The organism is Massilia haematophila (assembly GCF_042647645.1).
Classification (GTDB): Bacteria; Pseudomonadota; Gammaproteobacteria; order Burkholderiales; family Burkholderiaceae_D; genus Telluria; species Telluria haematophila.
Map to the genome: position 1 here is coordinate 3,622,242 of NZ_JBHRVV010000001.1, position 22,177 is coordinate 3,644,418.

A 22,177-nucleotide genomic window follows, 5' to 3' on the forward strand; every position below is an offset into this window, starting at 1 on the left:
GTGGGCGGCGCAGCGGGCGCGTGCATATCGGCCGAGCAGTACAGCCGCCCACCCTACTGGCCGGCGCCGTCCTTCTCGCGCGCGATCAGCGCTGCTTTTCTCTCGATGCCCCAGCGGTACCCCGACAGAGCGCCGTCGTTGCGCACCACCCGGTGGCAGGGAATTGCCACCGCCACCGGGTTGGCGGCGCAGGCGCCGGCCACCGCGCGCACCGCGGCCGGTGCGCCGATACGCCGCGCCAGTTCGGTATAGCTGACCGTCTCGCCGGCCGGAATCGCGCGCAGCGCTTCCCACACGCGCTGCTGGAAGGCGGTGCCGCGCACGTCGAGCGGCAGATCGAGGCCGATGCGCGGCGCCTCGACGAAGCCGACCACCTGCGCCACCAGGCGTTCGAAGTCCGCGTCGCCGCCGACCAGCCGCGCCTTCGGGAAGCGGTCCTGCAGGTCGCGCACCAGCCGCTCGGGATCGTCGCCCATCAGGATCGCGCAGATGCCCTGGCTTGTGGCCGCGACCAGGATCGCGCCCAGCGAGCAGGCGCCCACCGCGAAGCGAATGTCCTCGCCCGTGCCGCCTTTGCGGAAGCGCGCCGGCGCCATGCCCAGCATTGCCTCCGCATCCGCATAAAAGCGCGAACTGGAGTTGAAGCCGGCGGCGTACAGCGCGTCGGTGACCGGCGCGCCCTGCGCCAGGCCGTCGCGCACGCGCGCCGCGCGCAGCGCCGCCGCATAGGCTTTCGGAGTGACGCCGGCATGCTGCCTGAACAGGCGGTGGAAGTGAAAACGGCTCATGCCGGCCGCTGCCGCCAGCGCGTCCAGGTTGGGCTCCTCCGCGCTGGTCGCGATCAGGCGGCAGGCCGCGGCCACCGCTTGCGCCTGGCGCTCGGCCAGCGGCGGCAGGTCGGGCCGGCAGCGCAGGCAGGGCCGGAAGCCCGCGCTTTCGGCCGCTTCGCGGCTGGCATGAAAGGCGACGTTCTCGCGCCGCGCCGGGCGGGCCGCGCACGACGGCCGGCAATAGACCCCGGTCGTGCGCACCGAATAATAGAAGACGCCGTCGGCGGCGCGCTCGCGTGCCTGCACGGCGGCCCAGCGCGCCTCGTCGCTGGCGTAAGCATGAAGGATGGTCTCGGTTTTCATGGCGGCTCCTGCGAGGGGATTGGCGCGTATCGTGGCACGCATGCGCCGGATGCGCACTCCGGGTCTTGCTTTCGAATCGGCGATGCTAGAATCCGCACTGTCGAGAGCCATCATTATCGCCCCACCGGAGAGCAGTTTGAACGAACAGAGCGCACCAGCGACTACCCCCATCTTCCAGCGCATCAAGGACTACCTGGTCGGCGAAATCGCTTCCGGCCGCTGGAAGGAAGGCGACCTCGTGCCCTCGGAGCAGGCGCTGGTGCGCCAGTTCGGCGTCTCGCGCATGACGGTCAACCGCGCCGTGCGCGAGCTGACGGCCGAGCAGGTGCTCACGCGCCGCCAGGGTTCCGGCACCTACGTCGCGCCGCAGAAATACCAGGCCACCCTGGTCGAGATCCGCAACATCGCCGACGAGGTGCGCGCGCGCGGCCACCGCCACCGCAGCGCGATGCACCTGCTGGAAGGGGCGCCGGCAAGCGAGGCGCTGGCCCTGCAGTTCGAACTGGCGCAGGAAAGCCCGCTGTTCCATTCGCTGATCGTGCATTTCGAGAACGACGTGCCGATCCAGTTGGAGGACCGCTGGGTCAACCCGGCCTGCGCACCGGACTACCTGGCCCAGGATTTCAACACCATCACCCCGAACGAACACCTGATGGCGGTGGCGCCGCTGCAGGGCGCCACCTACGCCATCGAGGCGCTGGGCGCACCGCGCGAAGTGGCCGAGCTGCTCGCGATCGATGCGCGCGAACCCTGCCTCGTCCTCAAGCGCAAGACCAGTTCCGGCGGCCGGGTCGCCTCGATCGTGACCATGTGGCATCCGGGCCGGCTCTACCAGTTCACGGGCAGCGTGGGCTGAACGTGGACTGGACGAGACGGCCGCAGATTTTTTTTGACGCGTATGCGCACGGCATGGCTTTTCTCGCCCATAATGCCCTTCCAGTCAAAAAATCTCCGGAACCGTTTGTATGGATGAGCCAGTCGTTACCAGGTCGGTCCGGCCGCCGCGCGTGCTGGTGCTCGACGACGACCATTTCATGCTGGAGGTACTGACCGACATGCTGGAACAGGTGGGCGTGCACGAAGTGTTTGCCGAGGCAACGACCCGCCACGCGCTGTCCACGCTGGAGGAACAGGGACCGGACACCCTGATCTGCGACCTCGCCCTGCCCGACATGGACGGCATCGAATTCCTGCAGGCGGCCGCGGCGCGCGGTTTCGACGGGCGCGTGATCCTGCTGTCGGGCATGGATGCAGGCGTGCGCGACGCCGCCGGCGAGCTGGCGCGGGTACTCGGTTTGCGCGTGGCCGGCACCTTCCGCAAGCCGATCGGACTCGACCAATTGCGCTCGGCGGTGACGTGTTAAGATTTGAACAAACGTCCGACCACTTTTTGGGAAAATAAGGTATTATTCGACCTAAATTCCCCGCCTGACGTCCTCTCGACGCCCTTCCAATATTGAGTTTGCGCACTTTGGCACCACCATCGTGTTGCAAGCAGTTCCATCAGCAAACGGAAGCCGGATGAGCTGTTATCAAGCTCCAGGCGTACATTGATCCTTACCTCTAATTTGAGGAAAACATGAGCGAAAACATTAAACACATCAGCGATGCTTCTTTCGAAACCGACGTGATCAAGTCCGAACGTCCGGTCCTGGTCGATTTCTGGGCCGAGTGGTGCGGTCCGTGCAAGATGATCGCCCCGATCCTGGAAGAAGTCGCCAAGGAATACGATGGCAAGATCACGATCGCGAAGATGGACGTCGACGCCAACCAGGCCGTGCCGGCCAAGTTCGGTATCCGTGGCATCCCGACCCTGATCCTGTTCAAGGACGGCGTCCCGGCCGCGCAGAAAGTCGGCGCAATGGCCAAGGGTCAACTGACCGCTTTCATCGACAGCAACATTTAATCGGGCGTTCACAGAACGTTCGTTGAGCGGCGGCAGCGCGCCCGCACTGCCGCCATTGTCTGGACGGGAATCCGATCGCTTCCGGTCGCCTCCCAATTGACTAACCCACGCAGTTCCCTCCCCTACCTTGATTTCCCGTCACGGGACACCCACACAACATGCACTTATCTGAACTGAAGGCAATGCACGTCTCCGCCCTTCTGGAGATGGCGATCAGCCTCGATATCGACAACGCAGCGCGCCTGCGCAAACAAGAACTGATGTTCGCCATCCTGAAGAAGCGCGCGAAGCAGGGCGAACAGATCTTCGGCGACGGCGCGCTCGAGGTGCTGCCGGACGGCTTCGGCTTCCTGCGTTCGCCCGATGCGAGCTACATGGCCTCGACCGACGACATCTACATTTCGCCGTCGCAGATCCGCCGCTTCAACCTGCATACGGGTGACTCGATCGAAGGCGAAGTACGCACCCCAAAGGATGGCGAGCGTTATTTCGCGCTGGTCAAGGTGGACAAGGTCAACGGCGAGTCGCCGGAGGCGTCGAAGCACCGCATCCTGTTCGAGAACCTGACCCCGCTGCACCCGCAGGAACCGCTGCGCCTGGAGCGCGACATGAACGGCGCCGAGAACATCACCGGCCGCATCGTCGACCTGATCTCGCCGATCGGCAAGGGCCAGCGCGGCCTGCTGGTCGCCTCGCCGAAGTCGGGTAAATCGGTCATGCTGCAGCACATCGCGCACGCGATCACCGCCAACCACCCGGACGTCACCCTGATCGTCCTCCTGATCGACGAGCGTCCGGAAGAAGTGACGGAAATGCAGCGCTCGGTGCGCGGCGAAGTCGTCGCCTCGACCTTCGACGAACCGGCCACCCGCCACGTGCAAGTTGCCGAAATGGTGCTGGAAAAGGCCAAGCGCCTGGTCGAGATGAAGAAGGACGTCGTGATCCTGCTCGACTCGATCACCCGCCTGGCGCGCGCCTACAACACCGTGATCCCGGCCTCGGGCAAGGTCCTGACCGGCGGTGTCGACGCCAACGCGCTGCAGCGTCCGAAGCGTTTCTTCGGCGCTGCCCGTAACGTCGAGGAAGGCGGCTCGCTGACCATCGTCGCGACCGCCCTGATCGAAACCGGCTCGCGCATGGACGACGTCATCTACGAGGAATTCAAGGGCACCGGCAACATGGAAGTCCACCTCGAGCGCCGCCTGGCCGAGAAGCGCGTCTACCCGGCGATCAACCTGAACAAGTCGGGCACCCGCCGCGAAGAGCTGCTGATCAAGCCGGACCAGCTGCAGAAGATCTGGATCCTGCGCAAGCTGCTGTACTCGATGGACGAGATCGAGGCGATGGAGTTCATCCTCGACAAGATGCGTGCGACGAAGAACAACGTGGAGTTCTTCGACATGATGCGCCGCGGCGGCTAAGACCTGCCAAAAGCATCGACGAGGGCGGCCTGGGCCGCCCTTTTTATTGGGTGCAATCTGCGGAACTGACCGATGACGTCGGACGCAACCGTAGGGTGGGCACTCTGTGCCCACCCTACGGTCAGCGCATCGGCCACAAATCCCGTACCGGATCATCGGCAGTCCGGCCCCGCGCTTGCCTTGCCTGAACAGCCGTTTTATAATCGTGGGTTCAGTACATCAACCTCTGGCAAGTGATCGGCAATCGGGTCAAGAAGCAGGAAGACCGACGAAGTGCTGTTTGGCTACCAACTCATCGAAAGCAGAATCATGAAGACCGATACCCATCCGAATTACCGCGAAGTCCTGTTCCACGACGTGTCGTGCGATTTCAAGTTCATCACCCGTTCGACCATCTCGACCCGCGAAACCGCTACCTACGAAGGTAAGGAATACCCGCTGATCAAGATCGAAGTCTCGGCTGAATCGCACCCGTTCTACACCGGCAAGCACAAGATCGTCGACACCGCTGGCCGCGTCGAGAAGTTCCGCCAGAAGTTCGGTGCTGTCGGTTCGAAGACCAGCGTCGCCAACGGCTAAGCAAGAAATCCAAGGAAGCCCACGCGGCTTCCCCAGCCTGTACAAGGCACAAGAGAAGCCGGCTCCCGGCTTCTTTTTTTTCGCCTTTCCATTCGCCGCTATACTAGCGCGACATTAATTCCTCGCATCAGACTTATCGATGAAACCAGTCCGCCTCCCCGCCGCCGCCACGCTGGCCCTGCCGCGCTGGGCGCTGTACGCGCTCGGCATGCTGTATATCCTGCCGGGACTGATCGGCCGCGACCCGTGGAAGGACGACGCCGGCAGCTTCGGCATCATGTGGACAATGGCGCGCGGCGGCCTGCACGACTGGCTGTATCCGAACATCGCCGGCCTGGCCGTCACCGACGAGGGCCCGCTCGCGTTCTGGCTGGGCGCCCTCTGCATCAAGCTGTTCGGCTGGCTGCTGGGCGACGTGCTGGCCGCGCGCGTCTCGAACATCGGCATCTTCGTGCTCGGCACCATGTCGCTCTGGTACACCGCCTTCCACCTGGGACGCCGGCCGGAAGCCCAGCCGCTGCGCCTGGCCTTCGGCGGCCAGCCGGAACCGGACGACTACGGCCGCACCCTGGCCGACACCGCCGTGCTGGTCTACCTCGGCTCGCTCGGCCTGCTGCTGTACAGCCACGAGACCCTGGCCGTCACCCTGCAGGGCTCCCTGCTCGCCTATTTCCTCTACCGCGCGGTGCGCTACATCGAGAGCGCCAGCCTGCGCAACGCCGCCCTGGTCGGCCTGTCGCTGGGCGCCCTGACCCTGACGCGCGGCCCGCTGTCGCCGCTGGCCCTGGTCGCCGCGCTGTTCCTCGGCACGCGCTTCTTCCGCATGCCGGCCGCCAATTCCCTGCGCCACCTGGCGCTGGCCCTCGGCGTCGCCGCGCTGCTGACCCTGGTCTGGATCGTGCCCGCCGCCATCGTCCAGCCGCATGGCGAGTCGCCGGTGCCGGCCTGGCTGGCCTGGAACGCAGAGCAGCTGAGCCTGCCGAACTGGAACTCGATCAACGCCTTCTTCCGCGTCGGCGTCTGGTTCTTCTGGCCGGCCTGGCCGTTTGCCGGCTGGGCCATCTGGGCCTGGCGGCGCGAGCGCAACATGTTGCACATCGTGCTGCCGCTGACCTTCCTCGGCGCCCTGACCCTGGTCACTCTCTGCGATCCGTCGCCGGAAAACGGCGACCTGCTGAAACTCCTGCCGCTACTGGCCCTGATGGCCGCTTTCGGCCTGCCGACCATGAAGCGTGGCGCGATCAATGCCATCGACTGGTTCTCGGTGATGGCGCTGACCACCCTGGCCGCCCTGATCTGGCTGTTCTGGATCGCCAAGCTGACCGGCTGGCCGGCCAAGCTGGCGCACAATGCGCTCAAGCTGGTGCCTGGCTTCAAGCCGGAATTCGGGATCGTCGCCTTCGTCGTCGCCGCCGCGGTGTCGATCGGCTGGTTCTGGCTGGTGCGCTGGCGCGTGTCGCGCCAGCCGGCCGTGCTGTGGCGCGCGGTGGTGCTGTCCTCGAGCGGGCTGATCCTGCTGTGGGTGCTGCTGATGACCCTGTTCCTGCCGGACCTGAACTACAGCAAGAGCTACGCCGGCGTGGCACAGGCGATCGCCGCCAAGCTGCCGCCGAATGCGAACTGCATCGACACCAACGTGAGCGCGGCGCAGCGCGCCTCGTTCGCCTATTTCGGCCGCCTGCCTTTCGCCGGCGTGCAGGGCGGCGACTGCGACTACGTGCTGCTGCAGGACCGGGTCAAGACGCGCGGCGACCGCGACCTGGCGCGCCGCTGGGACACGCGCGGCGCCACGCTGCTGTGGGAAGGCCGGCGCGCGTCCGACCGCGACGAACGCTTCCGCCTGTACCGCCGCGCGCCCTGAAGCGCGCGCCTGCCCGACATCGAACCGCCCTGCCGGAGCCATCCGCAGGGCGGTTTTTCTATGCCGCGGCAGTCATGCGACGCCGCACCAGCGCGCCAAAGGCCAGCCCGCCCAGCAGCAGCGCGAAGCCGGGCGCCTCCGGCACCGGCGACACCGTCAGGTCGGCGCCGAAGCTGCCGCCGCCGGCGCCCCGCACCACCCCGTCGACGCGCACCGCATAGGCGCCGGCCGGCAGGCTGTACGCCGCCAGCGACCAGGAATCGGGGGCATCGGCGCCGAAGCCGGTCTGGTCGATGCCGGCGATCGCGGGACCGACGATGTCCAGCGTCGCCGGATCATAGCGGTACAGGCTCAGGGCCGTGATGCGCAGGTCCTTGTCGGACGGCGAGTTCAGGTAGGACGAGGTGACCGAGGCCGCGGCATCGAAGGGCAGCCCGGCGACGTCGAAGGTGAAGACGTCGATGAAGCTGCGGCCGGATTGCGCGGCGGCGAAGCCGTCGCCGAAATAGGCATTGAAGCCGCCCGCCCCGTCGTCGATCGTGGAAATCGGCACGCTGCGCTCGATCGTCTGCGCGGCGGCATGCGGGCCGGCGCAGGCAGCGCCTGCCAGCAACGCGCCCAGGACCAGGAATGTGCTTTTCATGTGAACTCCATCGGCAATGTGTCGGCAAAGGCGGCCCGATCCGGATCGGCGTCGCGCCGCTATCTCATGCTTTGATCCGGCGCAGATGGCAGACGTTTATTCCTGATCGCCGCCTCCTTGAGTCAGCTCAATCCGGGACCAGATACAGGACAGAAAATGGCAGACAGTGCCATCCCATTCGCCCCGGAGGAAACGACATGAAAAGCGTCATGTTCTCGGAAGTCGTGCGTTCGAACCGGGGTGGCGCGTGGTTGCGCGGCCTGTCGCCCCTGACGGCTTACGGGCTGACGGTGGCCGTCGGCATGCCGGTCATGGTGCTGGCGCTGCATCTGGTCGACCCGGGCGCGCCCCTGGCCCTGATCTTCCTGCCGCTATTGGCCGGCCTGGCCCTGCCCCTGTGCGCCAGCGCGCCGGGCCGGCTCGACGTCAACACCCGCTTCGACGCCTGCCACATGAGCATGACCCTGGACGCCACCCTCGCCACGCTCGGCTACGCGCGCACCGAAGCCGCCCCCGGCCGGCTGCGCTACGTCAGGACTGCCAGCCTCTCCTGGCGCGCGCGGGCGCAGACGATCAACGTCAAGGTGCATGCGCACGCGCTCGAAGTGATCGGCCCGATCCCGATCCTGCGCTCCCTGCAAAGGGCGCTCGCGAGCTAAGGGACGGCCCCCGGCCGCGCTTGTAAACTGTTGCCGGTGCAATCCAAATCAGCGATAATGCACAGCGCGTTGCCGGGATGGCGGAATAGGTAGACGCACGGGACTCAAAATCCCGCGCCGCAAGGCGTACCGGTTCGATTCCGGTTCCCGGCACCACCTCATACGATCAGGACTTATCGGAACCCGTACTCTCTCCAGGAGGTACGGGTTTTTTGTTGTCTTGCAACCGCGTAGTGGCAACGCCGCTGAGACGACGCCGGAACCGGAATCCCGCTACGCATCGTCTTACTAACGCGAAAGCGGCATATTCGAGTGACCTCAATTCCCCTTTCGCTCAAGAGAAATCGAAAAATCATGAATCAAGTAAATTGACAGGAAGTTTCCGGTAGACAACTAAGTTGAGATAACCATACAATGCTGCATTGTCAAATCAAGCAAGTTCACTGTTCGACGTACTGCGCATTGGTGCTTGATCGTTCTTTTGATACAAGCCAGGAATCCATGTCGCATGGATTGCAAATATCCCGGCAGTGCGCATTCAAATGCCAGACTGAACATTCAGAACGCTAGAAATAATTTATGGGAATTCTTGGTTTAATTGGCCTCCTTTTTGCCGTAGGAGGATTTTCTGTCATGTCGAAAACCAGTCGTATTCTCTTGGTTATCCTTCTAGGTGGCAGCCTGTATTATTGGCAATCGATCTCCGCTGTTTTTCATGGCGGCAACGGGCCAGACCTGGGCGAGCTAAAAATCGCCATGACCCTGTTAAGTGCCAACATTGGCGGGTTTGTTCTGGGCTCGGTGTTGGGGGTGGCGAAGCGTAGTAGCACCAATGAGCTCCACTACCAGGAGAGAAAAAAAGCCATTTTTACATTTCTTGTAAAATGGGGAATCATATATGCCATTTATTCTTTCGTCGGCGGCAAGGTGATCGATCTGATATCCGGCGAGGACGGGATGGGTTGGCTGTTCATGCGCGTGTGGGGAATCTATGGCTTCGTCGCGTTGATTATTATCTGGCTAGTCCTCAAGAACACCTCGAAAAACCGCAGTCGAGTGAAATCCTGAAGTCGAATCACACCAGCGTGTCATGATCCAGTAGTGTCGGGCACGACAATAGCTTGTTCGCTACCGTGCAGTAAAATGTAGTCGCACTCGCACATCGTTTGATGCTGGTTCCAGCACCAACATAGATGACAGACAAGACCCGCGTTTCTTCATCGGAGAACGCGGGTCTTTGTTTTTCCGGCGGCACGCGCGCCAGTCCTTATTTGCCCGTCGGCGCCGTCCAGTCGTCATACCCCCGCTCGATCCGCCGCAACACCCCATCGCGCTCGAGCGCGGCGAAGGCATCGTTGAGCCGCTCGACGACCGTATCGGGCACGCCGCGGTTGCAGGCAAGGAAGAGCTCATGCCGGTTGAATGCGAGCACCGGGACGATCTTGCCGGCCCAGCCATTCTGTTCGAGCACCACGCTGCCGGGCCGCAGCGCCGCCACCCACAGGTCGATGCGTCCCAGCAGCAGCTTGCGCGGATTGAGCAGGTCGTGCGGTGCGGCGTCAACCGTAAAGCCGCGGCTGCGCAGGTAATGGTCACGCGCATCGCCGTTATACGTGCCGATCCGGTAGGGCCGGGCGTCCTCCAGGTTGCGCAGCGCGATGTGGCGGTCGGCGCGCGCCATCAGCAACCATTGCGCGGTATCAAGCGGACCGACCCACTTGAACAGGGCCTCGCGCTCGGGCGTGCGGGTGGTCGAGTAGACGCAGGCATCCGCGCGCCGGCGGGCGGCGGCATAGGCACGCTTCCATGGCAGCAGCTCGATCGTATAGCCGACGCCGGCGCGGCCGAGCGCGGCACGCACCTTGTCGGTGGCGATGCCGACCACCTGTCCTCGCTCGTCAAGCATGCTCGACGGTGCCGCCGGCTCGGCCGTAATGTACAGGGCCACGTCCCGGCTGCCTGCCGGAACAGCGGCGGCCACCGCATCGGACAGGACGGCCAGCGTGGCCGACAGCGCCGCCAGCGTGATTTGGATTCTCCGCATCAGGACTCCCTTATCGCCGGATACATGAGCGAAAAGGCGGCTCGATACATGTATCACAACATTTATTAATTGAGCATAACCCAAGGCTGGCCCTGGTCGTCAACACATAAAACAGCGGGGTAGCGGCAACGCGACAGTCGCAATGTCGCCTTGCCAACTTTTCCTAATAAAATCAAGACTTTCCATAGGGAAAATGCCATACTGGCGGGTGCTTTTTTGTCCTCTCGACGGACCACTCCGGAAAACCTCCATGTCGCTTTTCATGTTGCCCGATGATCCATCGCTGCTCAGCTATGGCATCTACGATCCCAAGCTCGTGCTGCTCTCGCTGCTCGTCGCCATCTTCTCGTCGTGGATGGGCCTGCAGATCGCGGGCCAGGCACGCCAGCGCAACAGCCAGCGTACGATCTTCCTGCTGACCGGCAGCCTGGCGCTCGGCGCCGGCGTCTGGGCCATGCACTTCGTCGGCATGCTCGCCTTTAACCTGTGCACCCGGGTCGGCTACGACCCGATGATCACCGTCGGCTCGAGCCTGCCGAGCATTGGCGCGTCCTTCGTCGCGCTGAACCTGATCGCGCGCGAGCGCCTGGGCAGGACCGGCCTGCTGGCCGGCGGCGTGCTGGTCGGCGCCGGCATCGGCGCGATGCACTACGCCGGCATGGCCGGCATGCGCATGAGCCTGGACCTGCGCTACGACCCGGCGACCTTCGCGCTGTCGATCGTGGTCGCCGTGGTGCTGGCGACGCTGGCCCTGTGGGTGCGCTTCGGCCTGAACCGCCTGCACTGGATGAGCGAATCCAGGCGCCTGCTGCTGGCGGCGGTGGTCATGGGCTGCGCGATCGCCGGCATGCACTACACCGGCATGGCCGCCGCGCGCTTCGTCGGCACCATCGATCAGAACGCCCCGGCGTCCTCCGACACCACCACCCTGGCGCTGGCCATCTCCCTGATCACCGTCCTGTTCACCGTCGTCGTGCTGGCCGCCAACGGCCTGCTGCGCTACCGCCGCCTGTACGCAGAACTGTCGCGCAGCGAAGCCTGGATGCGCGCCCTGCTCACCACCACCGTCGACGGCGTCATCACGGTCGACCGCGACGGCGCCATCCTCGAATTCAATGCCTCGGCCGAGAAGATCTTCGGCTGGCGCCGTGACGAGATCGTCGGCGGCAACGTGCGCCTCCTGATGCCGGAGGAAGAACGCAACAAGAAAGTCGGCCTGCTCGGCTACCTGCGCGACAGCGGCGCCCATCCCGCGCCCAACAACGCCGAAGTCGACGCCCTGCGCCGCGACGGCAGCCTGGTGCCGATCCGCTTTGCCGTCGGCCATGCGCTCCTGGGCAAGCAGGAACTGTTCGTCTGCTTCGTCACCGACATCAGCGAACGGCGCGAGATGGTGCAGGCGCTGCGCGCCAGCGAGCAGCAGTTCCGCTCCCTGATCGGCACCATTCCCGGCATTTCCTACCGCAGCCGCATCGAAGGCGAGCACCCCATGGTGTTCATCAGCGACGCGGTCGAGCGCGTGGCCGGCTACCCGGCGCGCGACTTCACCGGCATTCCGCCGGGGAGCCCGCCGCGCCGCTGCTTCGGCGCCCTGATCCACGCCGCCGACCGCGTGCGCGTATCGCAGGCGATCGAGGCCGCGCTGGCTGAAGACCGCCCCTGGCTGGTCGAGTACCGCCTGCTGCACGCCGACGGCAGCACCCGCTGGCTGTGGGAAAACGGCACCGGCGTGCGCGACGACCAGGGCGAGCTGGTCTGGCTCGACGGCGTGATCCTCGACATCAGCGAGCGCCGCAAGATGGAAGAGGCGCTGCGCGAGGCCAAGGAGCACGCCGAGCAGGCGGCCGCCGCCCGCGCGACCTTCGTGGCCAACATGAGCCACGAAATCCGTACGCCGATGAATTCCATCCTCGGCTTCACCGACGTGCTGCTCGACGGCGAACTGGCGCCCGACCAGCGCCGCCACCTCGACACGGTGCGCAACGCCGGCCGCTCGCTGCTGCGCCTGCTCAACGAGATCCTCGACACCGCCAAGCTGGAAAAGGGCGCGGTGGAGCTGGAGATCAACGACTTCAACCTGCTCTCGCTGATCGACGAGCTGTCCTCGACGCTGGCGGCGAACGCGCGCGCCAAGGGCCTGCAGGTCGACATCCACTACGACCCGGCACTGCCCACCAATTTGCGCGGCGACGAGCTGCGCATCCGCCAGGTGCTGACCAACCTGCTGGACAACGCGATCAAGTTCACGGCCAGCGGCAGCGTCACCCTGCGCGCCGCGCCGCGCGGCGACCAGCTGCACTTCTCGGTGAAGGACACCGGCATCGGCATCGCGCCCGAGCGCCTGGACGCGATCTTCGATCCCTTCACCCAGGCCGACGCCTCGATGACGCGGCGCTTCGGCGGCACGGGCCTGGGCACCACGATCAGCAAGCAGCTGGTCGAGCTGATGGGCGGGAAGATCTGGGCCGAGAGTACGCTCGGCGAAGGCACCACCTTCCACGTGCTGCTGCCGCTGGTGGTGGCGCGCTTCGCGCCGCAGCAGGCGCGGGTGCGCACCGCCGCCGTGCTGCCGCCGCTGCGCGTGCTGGTGGCCGACGACGTGCCGCAGAACCTGGAGCTGCTGCAGCTGCTGATGGCGCGCCGCGGCCATACGATGACCGGCGTGTCCGATGGCGCCCAGGTGGTCGAGCTGGCCGCGCGCCAGGAGTTCGACCTGATCCTGATGGACTTCCAGATGCCGACCATCGACGGCCTGCGCGCCACCCGCCTGATCCGCAAACAGGCGGAGGCTGCCGGCCGGGCGCGAGTGCCGGTGATCGCGATGACGGCCAGCGTGCTGGCCGAGCACCGCCGCGCCAGCGCGGAAGTGGGCATGGACGGCTTTGCGTCCAAGCCGGTCGACTGGTTCACGCTGTCGCATGAGATCGCGCGCGTGCTCGGCATCGGTTCGGAGCAGGCGCTCGCCGCCCCGGCGATCGAGCGCCAGGCCTGGAACCGCCTCGGCGGCGTGCACCGCTGGGGCGGCAAGGAAGACGCCTACCTGGAAGCGCTCGCGCACTTCCACACCCAGCACGCCCTGCTGCCGCAATTCCTGCGCGGCTTCGCCGACGCCGCCGACTACCCTTCGCTGCGCATGTTGGCGCACAAGGCGCGCGGCATCGCCGCCAACCTCGGCCTGGAACTGCTGGCCGACGCGCTGGGCGAGCTGGAACAGCTGGCCGAAGGCGACAAGGGCCAGCAGCTGGCCAAGGTGTCACTGCTGCCGCAGGCGCTGGCGCGCGTCGACGAGACGCACGAGGCGGTGCTGGCGCTGATCAAGACCAGGCGGCCGGCTGCTGCGCCGATGGCGCAGGGCGCCGTCGATGCCGCCATCGACCTGGAGCGCGCGCGCCGCGCCGGCAGTGTGCTGCGCGAGGCGCTCTCGCGCGGCGCCCTCGACGACGCGGCGCTGGCCGGCCTGGCGGCCGCCCTCGCCGGCCATGCGGCGGCCGCGCGCGTGACCCAGGTGCAGGCCGCGCTTGCCGATTTCGACTTCGACCTCGCCCAGCAACAGCTCGACGCCGTGCTGGCCGCGCTCGACACCCTTGACGATTCAACGCCACAGGAAACGACGTAATGAGCACTACCCCCAACCGCCCGCTGATCCTGGCGGTCGACGACGAAGCGAGCAACCTGCAATTGCTGCGCCAGATCCTGCAGGACCACTACCGCCTGCTGTTCGCCAAGGACGGCGCGCGCGCGCTGGAGCTGGCGCAGAAGGAACGCCCGGACCTGGTGCTGCTCGACGTGATGATGCCGGGGATGAGCGGCTACGAAGTGTGCGCCGCGCTGAAGGCGAACCCGGCCACCGCGCCGATTCCGGTCATCTTCGTCACCGCCCTGACCGACACCGCCGACGAGCTCGAAGGCTTCGAGGCCGGCGCGGTCGACTACATCACCAAGCCGGTCAGCCCGCCGCTGGTGCGCGCGCGCGTGCGCACCCACCTGTCGCTGGTGCGCATGGAAGAGTTGAAGGCGACCCGCCTGGCGATCGTCCAGCGCCTCGGCCTGGCGGCCGAGTACAAGGACAACGAGACCGGCCTGCACGTGATCCGCATGAGCCATTTCGCGCGCATCCTGGGGCTGGCGGCCGGCATGACCGAACAGGAAGCGGAAGACCTGCTGCACGCGGCGCCGATGCACGACGTCGGCAAGATCGGCATCCCCGACCGCATCCTGCAGAAGGCCGGCCCGCTCGACGCCGACGAATGGAAGATCATGCAGAGCCACGCCAGCATCGGCGGCGAGATCATCGGCCGCCACGACAGCGGCATGCTGAAACTGGCGCACGACATCGCCATGACCCACCACGAGAAATACGACGGCAGCGGCTACCCGAACGGACTGGCCGGCGAGCAGATCCCGCTGACCGGCCGCATCGTCGCGATCGCCGACGTGTTCGACGCCCTGACCTCGGTGCGCCCCTACAAGCGTGCCTGGAGCGAGGAAGAGGCGGTCGACTACCTGGTGCAGCAGAAGGGCAAGCACTTCGACCCGGCGCTGGTCGACCTGTTCATCGCCCAGCTGCCGGCGATCCGCACCGTGCGCCTGCGCTGGGCCGAGGCGGCGGAGCCGCAGGCGGCCTGAGAGGTCCGCGCCTCCACGGAACCGCTACGGCGATCGCATCGAACGCACGCGGCACATCGATGTTGGTAGGGTGGGTTCTCGAACCCACGCGGTACACTGCCTGCAAACCGCCTGCGCTCATGGAACCGGCAATGGCGCTTGATTTGGGCGCCAAGCGGTCAATCTGCAACAGATCATGTTCCCAGCGTGGGTTCAAGAACCCACCCTACGAAAAAAAGGGGCGCAGCGCGCCCCTTTTTCATTCGCCCGGCCGGCCCGGCCGTGCCGGGGGGGCCAACGGCGCCGCGGGCGCCTGCGGCGCGGCCGCGTGGCGCGCCAGCACGTCCTGGTACAGGGCCGTGTAGCCGGCCGCCATTTGAGCCGAAGTGAACACCTGGCCGAAACGCTGCGCCGCGCGCGCGCCCATCGTGCGCGCCAGCTCGGGGTTGTCCCACAGCGCGCGCATGGCCGCGTGCAGCGCCGGCGCATTATCGGGCGGCACCACGAGGCCGGTCTCGCCGTCGATGTTGATGAAGGTGGTGCCGGTGCCGATCTCGCAGGAGATCATCGGCTTGCCGTACATCGCCCCTTCCAGCAGCGAGACGCCGAAGGCTTCCGAGCGCAGGTGCGAGGGGAAGGCCAGCGCATAGGCCAGCGTCAGCAACGCCACCTTGTCGTCCTCGTCGACCGCGCCGACGAACAGCACGTTCTTCAGCCCCAGGCGCGCGGCCTGGGCCTTGAGCGCCGCCTCTTCCGGGCCGGCGCCGACGATCACCACCGGATACTCGGTGCGCGCCACCGCGTCGAGCAGCACGTGCAGCCCCTTGTAGTAGCGCAGCACGCCGACGAACAGGAAGAACTTCGGGCCGACGCGCTCGCGCCAGTAGGCCAGCCGCGCCGGGTCCGGCTGCGGATAGCTGGTCTGGTCTAGGCCGTAGGGAATGACGTGGGTCTTGTCGCGGTAGCGCGCCAGCACCTGCGAGGAGGCCAGGTAGTTGGGCGAGGCCGCGACGATGGCGTCGACGCTGCGCAGGAAGCGGTGCTTCAGCGGCTGGTACAGGCGCAGCAGGTTCTTCTGGCGCACGATGTCGGAGTGGTAGCTGACCACGGTCGGCTTGCGCACGCGCGCGACGAAGTGCGCCAGGTCCATGAAGGGCCAGGGAAAGTGGTAGTGCACCACGTCGGCGTCGCGCGCCAGGCGCCCCAGCGCGCCGAGCGCGGCCAGCGAGCAGGCATTCGACGCCAGCTCGAAGTCGAGCGGCGCGCGGTGCACGGTGTGCCCCTCGAACTCGAAGGGCTGCAGGTTCTTCTCGCGCGACAGCGACAGCACGGTATTGGTCACGCCAAGACGGCCGGTGCCAACGCACATCTGGCGGATGGTCTGCTCGATCCCGCCCAGGGAGTCCGGGTAATAAGTCTTGTAGAAATGAAGGACGCGCATGATGGTGACGAAAAATAAAAGCTTAATGCGCGCAGGTGTTGCGGCGGACGGCGGAGCGCGCGGCGACGGCGATGCCCGGCCTTGCGCTCTGCCCGCCCATGGTCAATCCTCGGCCATCCAGCGCAGCGTCTCGGACAGCGGCCGGGTCGGGATGGGGCCGATGACGCTTGCCAGCTTGGTGTTGTCGCCGGTGAGCGTCAGCACGTCGTTGGCGCGCACGAAGGCGGGGTTGACCCTCACCTCGATGCGGTAACCGGCGATCTCGGCCATCATGTCGAGCACGCCGGAGAGCGAATGGCTGCGGCCGGAGCAGATGTTGAAGGCTTCGCCGGCCGGCGCGGCAGCCAGCAGGCGCCGGTAGCTGTAGGCGACCATGCGCACGTCGGAGAAGTCGCGCGCGATCGCCAGGTTGCCCAGTTCGATCTGCGGCGCCTTGCGGCGGAAATGCGCGACGATCTTCGGCAACAGGAAATTCTCGCCCTGGCCGCGACCGGTGTAGTTGAACGGACGGGCGATGACGATCGGCAGCCGGTCCATCCACAGGCGCGCCATGTACTCCATCGCCAGCTTGCTGACGGCGTAGTCGTTGGCCGGCGCCGGCGCCACGTTCTCGTCGATGAAGGGCACGCTGGCGTTGCCGTAGATGTTGGCCGACGAGGCCAGCAGCACGGCCGAGGGCCGGTGCGGCACGGCCGCCAGCGCCTCGAGCAGGTTGCGGGTGCCGGCCACGTTGACGCGGTAGATCTGCTCGGCGTCGCCATGGCCGACGAAGGCGATGCCGGCCAGGTGCACCACCACGTCGGGCTGGACCTGCTCGACCATCGCGGCCACCGCCGCGCGGTCGCACAGGTCGACCGGGTAGATGTCGGGGCCGGCGGCGTCGCCCGGCATCGCGGTGCCGAACACGCGGTAGCCGGCGTCGACCAGCTCGCGTGCCATGTAATGGCCGGTAAAGCCGCGCAGCCCGGTGATGAGGGCACGCCGGCCCTCGCCCTCGCGTGCGCCGCCGGCCGGCTGCTGCTCCGTGCCCAGGGTGCTCATGTCAGAACGAGGCGCCCTGTTGGTTGCGGCGCAGGTCGGCGTCGACCATCATCTGGCACAGCTCCTCGAGCGTGGTCTTCGGTTCCCAGCCCAGCTCGCGCTTGGCCTTTTCCGGGTTGCCGATCAGGAGGTCGACCTCGGCCGGACGGTAGAACTTCGGCGAGACGCGCACCACGGCCTTGCCGCTGCGGGTGCAGTGGCCGGTTTCGTTCTCGCCGCTGCCGCTCCACTCGAGCGCCACGCCGGCGCCCTTGAACGCCATGGTGACGAAGTCGCGCACGGTCTCGGTGCGGTTGGTCGCCAGCACGTAGGTGTCCGGGCGATCGACCTGCAGCATGCGCCACATGCCCTCGACGTATTCCTTGGCATAGCCCCAGTCGCGCTTGGCGTCGAGGTTGCCCAGTTCGAGCACGTCGAGCTTGTCCAGGACGATCTTGGCGACCGAGTCGGTGATCTTGCGGGTGACGAACTCGCGTCCGCGCAGCGGCGACTCGTGGTTGAACAGGATGCCCGAGGTGCCGAAGATGTCGTAGCTCTCGCGGTAGTTGATCGTCATCCAGTGCGCGTACAGCTTGGCCACGCCATACGGGCTGCGCGGATAGAACGGGGTGTCCTCGACCTGCGGGATGGCCTGCACCTTGCCGAACATTTCCGAGGTCGACGCCTGGTAGAAGCGGATCTTCGGATTCACCAGGCGGATCGCTTCGAGCAGGTTGACCGCGCCCAGGCCGGTGATCGAGGCGGTGGTCAGCGGCTGGTCGAAGGAAACGCCGACGAAGCTTTGCGCCGCCAGGTTGTACACCTCATCCGGTTCCGCGTTCTGGATCAGGCGCAGGCTCGACGCCAGGTCGGTCAGGTCGTATTCGACCAGCGACAGGTTCGGGTGCGCGGCGATGCCCAGTTCCTCGATACGCCAGAAGTTGGTCGAGCTGGCGCGGCGGAAGGTGCCGGTCACGTGGTAGCCCTTCTCGAGCAGCAGCTGCGCCAGGTAGGCGCCGTCCTGGCCGGTGATGCCGGTAACGACGGCCTTTTTGCTTGTTCTTTGCATGATATGGAATTCCGGATGAGTGCTCGGTCAATCGAATACTTTTCTGACAACCCCATATTGTAACAGAGCCGTATCCCAAAACGACCGAGCCGGTAACATAGCTGTTGCAGTGACAATAACGCGCGAGCATTATTGCCCGAATCGGAACCCGGCAAGGCCCCGCTTACGGATTGTTACTTGTTCAAGCCAAAAAAAACAGGCGGGGACGCCCGCCTGTGAGTCTGCGCAAGCAATGCCTGCGCGGCCGGAACTTTGCATGCTCCGGCCGGCCCAAGCTGGATCAGCGGTTCGCCACCGCGTCCACCACGCACAGCGCCGTCATGTTGACGATGCGTCGCACCGTCGCCGACGGGGTCAGGATGTGCACCGGACGGGCGCAGCCGAGCAGGATCGGGCCGACCGCGATGCCGTTGCCGGCCGCCGTCTTGAGCAGGTTGTAGGCGATGTTGGCCGACTCGATGTTCGGCATCACCACCATGTTGGCATCGCCCTTCAGCGTCGACTGCGGCATGATCTTGGCGCGCAGCTTGGCATCGAGCGCCGCGTCGCCGTGCATCTCGCCGTCGATCTCCAGGTTCGGCGCCTGCTGCTGCACCAGCGCCAGGGCGGCGCGCATCTTTTGCGCCGAGTCGCTGTTCGACGAACCGAAGTTCGAATGCGACAGCAGCGCCACGCGCGGGGTGATGCCGAAACGCTCGAGCTCCTCGGCCGCCATGATCGTCATCTCGGCCACTTCCTCGGCGCTCGGGTTGTCGTTGACGTGGGTGTCGAGCATCGCCAGCTGGCGCTCAGGGGTGATGATGATGTTCATCGCCGCGTACACCTTGGCGCCTTCGCGCTTGCCCAGCACCTTGTCGATGAAGTCCAGGTGGGTCCAGGTGGTGCCGTAGGTGCCGCAGATCATGCCGTCGGCGTCGCCCTTGTGCACCATCATGGCGCCGATCAGCGTGTGGCGGCGGCGCATCGCCAGCTTGGCCATGTCCGCGGTCACGCCCTTGCGCATCACCATCTGGTGGTAGGTCTGCCAGTAGTCGCGGTAGCGCTCGTCGAAATCGGGGTTGATGACGTCGAAATGCACGCCCTGCTTCAGGCGCAGGCCGAACTTCTCGATGCGTTTTTCCAGCACCTCCGGGCGGCCGACCAGGATCGGGCGCGCCAGCCCTTCGTCGGCCACTACCTGCACCGCGCGCAGCACGCGCTCGTCCTCGCCCTCGGCATAGACGATGCGCTTGACTTCGGACTGGGCCGACTTGGCCATCGAGAACAGCGGCTTCATGAAGGTGCCGCTGCGGTACACGAACTGCTGCAGGCTCTCGGCGTAGGCGTCCAGGTCCGCGATCGGGCGCGTCGCCACGCCGCCGTCCTGGGCCGCTTTCGCCACCGCCGGCGCGATGTGGGTCAGCAGGCGCGGGTCGAACGGCATCGGGATCAGGTATTCCGGGCCGAACGACAGGTTGCTGATGCCGTAGGCCGAGGCCACGATGTCCGACTGCTCGGCGTGGGCCAGGTCGGCGATCGCGTGCACCACCGCGATTTCCATGTCGCGGGTGATGGTGGTCGCGCCGCAGTCGAGCGCGCCGCGGAACATGTAGGGGAAGCACAGGACGTTGTTGACCTGGTTCGGGTAGTCCGAACGGCCGGTCGCGATGATGGCGTCGCTGCGCACGGCCTTGACGTCTTCCGGCAGGATTTCCGGGTTCGGGTTGGCCAGCGCCAGGATCAGCGGGTTCGGCGCCATGCGGGCGACCATATCCTGCTTGAGCACGCCGCCGGCCGAGAGGCCGAGGAAGATGTCGGCGTTGTCGATCACCTCGGACAGGGTGCGCAGCGGCGTGTCCTGGGCGAAGCGTTCCTTGTCCGGGTCCATCAATTCGACGCGGCCCTTGTAGACCACGCCGGCCAGGTCGGTCACGAAGATGTTCTCGATCGGGAAGCCGAGGTCGACGATCAGGTCGAGGCAGGCCAGCGCGGCGGCGCCGGCGCCGGACACGACCAGCTTGCAGTTCTTGATGTCCTTGCCCACGACCTTCAGGCCGTTCAGGATGGCGGCGCCGACGATGATCGCGGTGCCGTGCTGGTCGTCGTGGAAGACCGGGATCTTCATGCGCTCGCGCAGTTTACGCTCGATGTAGAAGCACTCGGGCGCCTTGATGTCTTCCAGGTTCACGCCGCCGAAGGTCGGCTCGAGCGAGGCGATGATGTCGACCAGTTTGTCGGGGTCGTTTTCGTTGATCTCGATGTCGAAGACGTCGATCGCGGCGAACTTCTTGAACAGCACGCCCTTGCCTTCCATGACCGGCTTGGAAGCCAGTGGGCCGATGTTGCCCAGGCCGAGCACGGCGGTGCCGTTCGAGATCACGGCCACCAGGTTGCCGCGCGCGGTGTACTTGTAGGAGGCTGCGGGATCCTTGACGATCTCTTCGCAGGGCGCGGCCACGCCGGGGGAATACGCAAGCGCCAGGTCACGCTGGTTCAGCAGGCCCTTGGTCGGCGTGACAGAAATCTTGCCGGGGCGGGGAACCTGGTGGTATTCGAGCGCTGCAGCACGCAGTTGTTGGCGTAATTCTTCTTTTTTATCCGATGACGAATCCATGCTATGCAGCCTTCCTGAACTAGAGGGGAACCTCCAATTTTATCAGACTGACTCTTTCTGTCGGCTACGTATTTTCCACGCCCAGGTATATTCAGAAGCTAGTCTAATGCAATGAGTTGCCCTATAAGCCTAGCCTATGGAAGCGCCGGCGCAGCCATGGAGACAGTTGCAATGGCTGCCCGGCGTGGCCGGCAACGGTAGAATTCGCGCATGCTTTCCGAATTCGACCTCATCAAACAGTACTTCCGCCGCCCGCGTCCGGGGCGCGCCGTGCTCGGCATCGGCGACGACTGCGCCCTGCTGGCGCCGACGCCCGGCATGCAGATGGCGATCTCGACCGACATGCTGGTCGAGGGCCGCCACTTCTTCGCCGGCGCCGAGCCGCGCATGCTGGGCCACAAATGCCTGGCGGTGAATTTGTCGGACCTGGCGGCGATGGGCGCGCGTCCGCTCGGCTTTACGCTGGCTCTGTCCCTGCCCGCTGCCGACCCGGCCTGGCTGGAAGGTTTCTCGAGCGGCCTGTTCGCGCTGGCCGACCTGCACGACTGCGAACTGATCGGCGGCGACACCACGCGCGGCCCACTGAACATCTGCATCACGGTGTTCGGCGAAGTCGCGCCCGGCCAGGCATTGCGGCGCGACGCCGCGCGCGCCGGCGACGACATCTGGATCTCGGGCACGCTGGGCGACGCGCGCCTGGCGCTGGCCGGCTACTTGAGCGAGGTCGCGCTCGATCCCGCCACCCATGCGCAGGCTGCCACGCGCATGCACATGCCGACCCCGCGCGTGGCCCTGGGGCAGGCGCTGGCGCGGCTGGCCGCGCCGCCGGCCGCGCTCGACATCTCGGACGGCCTGGCGGGCGACCTGGGGCACATCCTGGCGGCCTCCAGGGTCGGCGCGACGCTGGACGCCGATGCGCTGCCGGCCGGGCCGATGCTGGCGCGCCAGCCGCAGGCCTTGCGGCGGCGCTTCACGGCGGCCGGCGGCGACGACTACGAACTGTGCTTCGCGGCGCGGCGCGCGGACCGCGAGGCGGTGCTCGCCGCTGCCGAGGCCAGCGGCACGGCGGTGACGCGGGTCGGGACCATCGATGCCCAGCCGGGGCTGCGTTTCGTGGATGGGGCGGGGGCGCCGCTCGATTTGCAGGTCGGGGGGTGGGACCATTTCAGCGGCAGTTGATGTTCAAGCGCCGTCATGTGGGTT

18 protein-coding genes and 1 tRNA gene are annotated in these 22,177 nt (G+C 66.1%); 12 read left to right on the forward strand and 7 right to left on the reverse strand.

Annotated elements, in window-relative coordinates; genetic code table 11:
* Window positions 1-53: 53 nt before the first annotated feature.
* Entirely contained in the window at window positions 54-1,133 is a 1,080-nt protein-coding gene (gene ada / locus ACFOPH_RS16045) for a bifunctional DNA-binding transcriptional regulator/O6-methylguanine-DNA methyltransferase Ada (RefSeq protein ID WP_379736373.1), read from the reverse strand.
* 136 nt (window positions 1,134-1,269) lie between these two features.
* Between ada and hutC the strand changes: the two genes are divergently transcribed.
* From hutC to ACFOPH_RS16075, 6 genes are all read left to right on the forward strand, one after another.
* Entirely contained in the window at window positions 1,270-1,989 is a 720-nt protein-coding gene (hutC, locus tag ACFOPH_RS16050; protein WP_379736375.1) for a histidine utilization repressor, read from the forward strand.
* A gap of 109 nt (window positions 1,990-2,098) precedes the next feature.
* The gene (locus ACFOPH_RS16055; protein WP_312548548.1) at window positions 2,099-2,497 is read left to right on the forward strand and encodes a response regulator; all 399 of its coding nucleotides are present in this window, start codon (window positions 2,099-2,101) and stop codon (window positions 2,495-2,497) included.
* A 215-nt stretch (window positions 2,498-2,712) separates the two neighbouring features.
* Window positions 2,713-3,039 carry a thioredoxin TrxA gene (trxA, locus tag ACFOPH_RS16060; RefSeq protein ID WP_312548549.1) on the forward strand — a complete coding sequence of 109 codons (327 nt, stop codon included), beginning with the start codon at window positions 2,713-2,715 and terminating at the stop codon, window positions 3,037-3,039.
* Window positions 3,040-3,197: 158 nt separating this feature from the next.
* Window positions 3,198-4,460: a transcription termination factor Rho gene (rho, locus tag ACFOPH_RS16065; RefSeq protein ID WP_312548550.1), complete on the forward strand. Its 1,263-nt coding sequence runs from the start codon at window positions 3,198-3,200 to the stop codon at window positions 4,458-4,460.
* A gap of 309 nt (window positions 4,461-4,769) precedes the next feature.
* The gene (locus ACFOPH_RS16070) at window positions 4,770-5,039 is read left to right on the forward strand and encodes a type B 50S ribosomal protein L31 (protein ID WP_312552432.1); all 270 of its coding nucleotides are present in this window, start codon (window positions 4,770-4,772) and stop codon (window positions 5,037-5,039) included.
* Between the two features lie 139 nt (window positions 5,040-5,178).
* Window positions 5,179-6,900, forward strand: a complete 1,722-nt coding sequence (locus ACFOPH_RS16075; RefSeq protein WP_379736378.1) for an ArnT family glycosyltransferase — start codon at window positions 5,179-5,181, stop codon at window positions 6,898-6,900.
* Between the two features lie 58 nt (window positions 6,901-6,958).
* Here the strand turns inward: ACFOPH_RS16075 and ACFOPH_RS16080 are convergent, their stop codons facing one another.
* Window positions 6,959-7,543, reverse strand: coding sequence for an FxDxF family PEP-CTERM protein (locus ACFOPH_RS16080; RefSeq protein WP_379736380.1), 585 nt, complete (start codon window positions 7,541-7,543; stop codon window positions 6,959-6,961).
* 197 nt (window positions 7,544-7,740) lie between these two features.
* Between ACFOPH_RS16080 and ACFOPH_RS16085 the strand changes: the two genes are divergently transcribed.
* From ACFOPH_RS16085 to ACFOPH_RS16095, 3 genes are all read left to right on the forward strand, one after another.
* Entirely contained in the window at window positions 7,741-8,202 is a 462-nt protein-coding gene (locus ACFOPH_RS16085) for a hypothetical protein (protein WP_379736382.1), read from the forward strand.
* A gap of 71 nt (window positions 8,203-8,273) precedes the next feature.
* Window positions 8,274-8,358: transfer RNA gene (locus tag ACFOPH_RS16090), tRNA-Leu, on the forward strand.
* A gap of 423 nt (window positions 8,359-8,781) precedes the next feature.
* Complete coding sequence (locus tag ACFOPH_RS16095) at window positions 8,782-9,270, forward strand: hypothetical protein (protein ID WP_379736384.1); 489 nt, start codon at window positions 8,782-8,784, stop codon at window positions 9,268-9,270.
* 199 nt (window positions 9,271-9,469) lie between these two features.
* On the opposite strand, the gene ACFOPH_RS16100 is transcribed toward ACFOPH_RS16095, so the two are convergent.
* A complete protein-coding gene (locus tag ACFOPH_RS16100) occupies window positions 9,470-10,246 on the reverse strand; it encodes a substrate-binding periplasmic protein (protein ID WP_379736386.1) in 777 nt (258 codons plus the stop codon).
* 250 nt (window positions 10,247-10,496) lie between these two features.
* On the opposite strand from ACFOPH_RS16100, the gene ACFOPH_RS16105 reads away from it, so the two are divergent.
* Entirely contained in the window at window positions 10,497-13,862 is a 3,366-nt protein-coding gene (locus tag ACFOPH_RS16105; protein ID WP_379736388.1) for an MHYT domain-containing protein, read from the forward strand.
* Window positions 13,862-14,872 carry a response regulator gene (locus tag ACFOPH_RS16110; RefSeq protein ID WP_312552607.1) on the forward strand — a complete coding sequence of 337 codons (1,011 nt, stop codon included), beginning with the start codon at window positions 13,862-13,864 and terminating at the stop codon, window positions 14,870-14,872. Before ACFOPH_RS16105 ends, ACFOPH_RS16110 begins: the two co-directional genes overlap by 1 nt.
* A gap of 238 nt (window positions 14,873-15,110) precedes the next feature.
* Here the strand turns inward: ACFOPH_RS16110 and ACFOPH_RS16115 are convergent, their stop codons facing one another.
* From ACFOPH_RS16115 to ACFOPH_RS16130, 4 genes are all read right to left on the reverse strand, one after another.
* Entirely contained in the window at window positions 15,111-16,292 is a 1,182-nt protein-coding gene (locus ACFOPH_RS16115) for a glycosyltransferase family 4 protein (RefSeq protein WP_312552609.1), read from the reverse strand.
* A 102-nt stretch (window positions 16,293-16,394) separates the two neighbouring features.
* A complete protein-coding gene (locus tag ACFOPH_RS16120) occupies window positions 16,395-17,333 on the reverse strand; it encodes a GDP-mannose 4,6-dehydratase (protein ID WP_312552610.1) in 939 nt (312 codons plus the stop codon).
* Window position 17,334: 1 nt separating this feature from the next.
* Window positions 17,335-18,381, reverse strand: a complete 1,047-nt coding sequence (gene gmd, locus ACFOPH_RS16125) for a GDP-mannose 4,6-dehydratase (protein ID WP_379736391.1) — start codon at window positions 18,379-18,381, stop codon at window positions 17,335-17,337.
* Between the two features lie 280 nt (window positions 18,382-18,661).
* Window positions 18,662-20,974 carry an NADP-dependent malic enzyme gene (locus tag ACFOPH_RS16130; RefSeq protein ID WP_312552613.1) on the reverse strand — a complete coding sequence of 771 codons (2,313 nt, stop codon included), beginning with the start codon at window positions 20,972-20,974 and terminating at the stop codon, window positions 18,662-18,664.
* A gap of 210 nt (window positions 20,975-21,184) precedes the next feature.
* Between ACFOPH_RS16130 and thiL the strand changes: the two genes are divergently transcribed.
* Window positions 21,185-22,153, forward strand: coding sequence for a thiamine-phosphate kinase (thiL, locus tag ACFOPH_RS16135; protein ID WP_379736393.1), 969 nt, complete (start codon window positions 21,185-21,187; stop codon window positions 22,151-22,153).
* Window positions 22,154-22,177: the final 24 nt, after the last annotated feature.